This window comes from Desulfobacter sp. UBA2225 (genome assembly GCF_002348205.1).
In the GTDB taxonomy this organism is placed as follows: Bacteria; Desulfobacterota; Desulfobacteria; order Desulfobacterales; family Desulfobacteraceae; genus Desulfobacter; species Desulfobacter postgatei.
On record NZ_DDYV01000095.1, the window covers coordinates 1 to 3,806 of the forward strand.

The window sequence follows — 3,806 nt, forward strand, 5'->3', positions numbered from 1 at the left end:
TGTCCCACGGTCAGTGGCTGCTGGTCACTCTTACAGCCGGTACCGGCGGCAGTATGCTGGCCATTGGATCTGCGGCAGGCGTGGCCCTTATGGGAACAGCCAGAGGAACCTATACTTTTGAGGCGCATTTGAAATGGACCCCTGTCATCGCCCTGGGGTATGTTTTAAGTATCCTGTGTCATCTTGTCCTTAACAAAGCCGTGATGTGAACAAAGACCTTCGTGGACTGCTTCCGGAGCTTGACGTTTTCCTCCATGGGGTTAACTATGTAATCCCTTCATGGAAAGAGATATCCTTTTTCTGGGGATATCCACCTCAAGAACACGAACGTTGACCTGCTGCCGTACTTTGACAACCTCATTGGGATCTTTGACAAACCGGTCAGCCAGCTGGCTGATATGAACAAGGCCGTCCTGGTGCACCCCGATATCCACAAAAGCCCCGAACGCCGTGACATTGGTTACAATGCCCGGGACAACCATGTCCTGCACCAGGTCTTTGATTTCATGGATATTTTTGTCGAAGGAGAATGCCTGGAGCCGCTGTCTCGGGTCCCGGCCCGGGGCTGCCAGTTCGGCAAGGATGTCCTTTAGCGTAGGAATGCCTATGGTCGCCGTTACATAGGGGGAAAGGTCGATGCTTTGTCCCGGGGCTTTTGTTGTCATCATATCTTCCACACGGCAGCCAAGGTCCTTGGCCATCTGTTTGACAACGGGGTAGGACTCGGGATGAATGCCGCTGCGGTCCAGGGGATTTTTTCCGTTTTGGATTCTTAAAAATCCTGCGGCCTGTTCAAATGCTTTTTTGCCCAGGCGGGGCACCTTGAGAAAATCGGTTCTGGATGTAAATGCGCCGTTTTCGTCCCTGTATTTGACCATGTTGGCGGCGATTCCGGCATTCAGGCCGGATACCCGGGATAAAAGCTGCTTTGAGGCTGTGTTGGCTTCCACACCCACCTGGTTGACACATGACACCACCACATCGTCCAGGGCTGTCTGGAGCATGTTCTGGTCCACATCGTGCTGATACTGTCCCACCCCGATGGATTTGGGCTCCACCTTGACCAGTTCTGCCAAGGGGTCCATGAGCCGTCTGCCGATTGAAACAGCCCCCCTGACCGTGATGTCGTGGTCCGGGAACTCATCCCTGGCGGTTTCGGAAGCGGAATAAATGGACGCCCCGCTTTCATCCACCATGATCACATCCACATCTTCGTGCAGAGTCAGCTCCCTGATGAAGCTTTCGGTTTCCCTGCCTGCCGTCCCGTTGCCCACGGCGATGGCCCGGATTTTGTACCGGTTGACAAGTTCGGGGATAAGCTGTGAAGCGGTTTGTTTTCCGTTTGGGGTGTGTGGATGGATCACATCATGGTGAACCAGCTTTCCCGTGGCATCCAGGCAGGCGATTTTGCACCCGGTGCGGAACCCCGGATCAATCGCGAGTACGGGTCTGCCGCCAAGGGGAGGGGAGAGGAGCACCTGTCGCAGATTGTCCGAGAAAACGGCGACTGCCTTTTCATCGGCCTTTTGTTTGAGCATCCGCAAGGCCTCATTTTCAATGGATTTGGACAGCAGGCGTTTGTATGCGTCTTCGGCGGCCGCAAGGATCTGCTCTCGGCTGCCGGGGCAAATCTTTCTTTTGCCCGGGTAAATGCCATGGATGATATTCAAAGCTTTTTCTTCATCGGGCAGAACATGAACACGCAGAATTTTTTCCCCGGCTCCCCTGAGCATCGCAAGTATACGGTGGGACGGTGCTTTAAATGCCGGCTCCTCCCAGTCAAAATAGTCCTTGAACTTGGCCCCGTCTTCATCTTTGCCCTTGATAACAGTCGCGTGGATCATGGCGGTTTTGATAAACAGATCCCTGATTTCTGACCGGATTGTCGCATCTTCGTTAATGATTTCGGCAATGATATCCCTGGCACCGGCCCATGCCTCTTCCGGGTTTGCCACATCAGGCCCGATAAATTTGCTTGCTTCTTTTTGAAGGTTGATGCCGGTTTTAGGTTCCAGAATCATCATGGCGAGGGGTTCCAGCCCCTTTTCCCGGGCAATTGTGGCACGGGTCCGCTTTTTGGGCCGGTACTTTTCGTACACATCCTCCAGCCGGGTCATGGCGTCTGCATTCTCAATCTGCCGCCCCAGCTCTTCGGTATAAAGCTGCCGTTCCTCCAAAGATTTGATAATTGCCTGTTTTCTGGCTTCCAGCGCTTTCAACGCCGTTGCCCTGTCCCGAATATCAGATATGGCCACCTCATCCAGGCTGCCTGTGCGCTCTTTTCTGTATCTTGCTATAAAAGGCACTGTGGCCCCCTGGTCCAGTAGATCCAGAACTGCTGCCACCTGATTTTCTTTCAGGCCGGTATCCCGGCTTATCGTTATTTTGATATTCATGCAGTTTTTATTTAAAAGTTCCAGTAAGTTGTTAAATGACTATCATGTTTTGTTGTGGGTTGAGCCTGGGTGTTGATAGTCCAGGTCAGGCCATGGCTGTTATTACAGCGGACCAGAGCAAAAAGTCAATGGATAGGATATCGGAGGCGGGGTAATCGCATTTGAGGGTCTGAACACGAACTTGGAGTGACAAACGCCCTCCTCAGTTACTATCGGTAATGGTTGAGCTTATCCAGCCTCTTTCTGTGCCGGCTTGGGAAAAGATTTCAGGTCGTTTAAACTATTACCGACAAATTTTAGTAGTTTTATAGACGAAATGTATAAAATTTCATACACATGGTCAATTCAAGAATTAACATACAGGCTGGATTCCTTCCCGATTCTCCGGCTCGACATCCGATGGCCATAGTATCATATAGTCGATTGCAGAAGCTGGCTCAAATATCAAAATATTAAGCCTGACCCCATTAATATCTTGAGTCAAACCCAACATCCCAATAAATTTCAGACAATGGCAATTCACAATTAACTGACTCCATTTTTAGAATCCGGTCTGTACCTTTGTATGAACGGTATAGCCAGGCATCATCACTGCGTGTATATTGTTCAACACGACACTCTTTTTGGGAAACAAGGATATATTCTTGAAGCGTGGGGATTGTTTGGTAATAAGCAAATTTTTTCCCTCGATCAAAGGCCTCTGTTGAATCTGAAAGAATATCCATGATGACAACGGGGTTAGTCAATAGACATTTTCGGAAATAATAATTATCTTTCATTGTCAGCAAACATGCTGGCAGTTTGATTGTTTTTTAATTCTATAATGGAGCCTCCCTCATGATTTTTTATGAAACTACAATCAAAAATCCTTCTGCCATGATATCTATGACGGGTCTCACAAAATCCGAATTCGACTCTCTACTGCCCGTTTTTGAAAAAGCAGAAAAGGATTATGTAATGGAAGTCCATGACAAGAACAAAGAACGAAAACGGATGCCCGGAGGAGGACGTAAACCGAAACTCCAGTCGGTCGGAGAACGGTTGTTTTTTATCCTCTTTTATCTGAAGACCTACCCTCTTCAACAGGTAATCGCCGTCTGTTTTGGTCTGAGTTTGAGTCAGTCGAATTATTGGATTCACAGGCTTTCGGATATTTTGAAAAGGGCTCTGGGTAAAGGATCATACCTGTCTGAAAGAGATCCAGCCACCTTGGAGGGAGCTTTGAAAAAATGCCTTGAGCTTTCCTTCATAATCGACGGTACCGAAAGAAAAATCCAACGTCCAAAGCAACAGGAAAATCAGAAACGCTATTACAGTGGTAAAAAAAAGGGCCATACGGTAAAAAATAACATCATTGCCAATGTTGTCTCCAGAAAAGCAGTATACCTTAGGGGCTTGGCCGATCTCAAC

The 3,806-nt window shown here is 48.7% G+C and carries 4 protein-coding genes; 2 read left to right on the plus strand and 2 right to left on the minus strand.

Features of this window, described 5'->3' with window-relative positions:
- A partial coding sequence (nhaD, locus tag B3D59_RS05050; RefSeq protein ID WP_286818159.1) for a sodium:proton antiporter NhaD occupies positions 1-209 on the plus strand: 209 nt, incomplete at its 5' end.
- Between the two features lie 51 nt (positions 210-260).
- Here nhaD and B3D59_RS05055 read toward each other — a convergent pair.
- Together B3D59_RS05055 and B3D59_RS05060 are read right to left on the minus strand one after the other, a co-directional pair.
- Positions 261-2,396 carry a Tex family protein gene (locus B3D59_RS05055; RefSeq protein ID WP_286818160.1) on the minus strand — a complete coding sequence of 712 codons (2,136 nt, stop codon included), beginning with the start codon at positions 2,394-2,396 and terminating at the stop codon, positions 261-263.
- Between the two features lie 467 nt (positions 2,397-2,863).
- Positions 2,864-3,175 (minus strand): Uma2 family endonuclease, encoded by a 312-nt coding sequence (locus tag B3D59_RS05060; RefSeq protein WP_349676867.1) that lies wholly within the window; start codon positions 3,173-3,175, stop codon positions 2,864-2,866.
- A gap of 58 nt (positions 3,176-3,233) precedes the next feature.
- On the opposite strand from B3D59_RS05060, the gene B3D59_RS05065 reads away from it, so the two are divergent.
- A partial coding sequence (locus B3D59_RS05065) for a transposase family protein (RefSeq protein ID WP_286818161.1) occupies positions 3,234-3,806 on the plus strand: 573 nt, incomplete at its 3' end.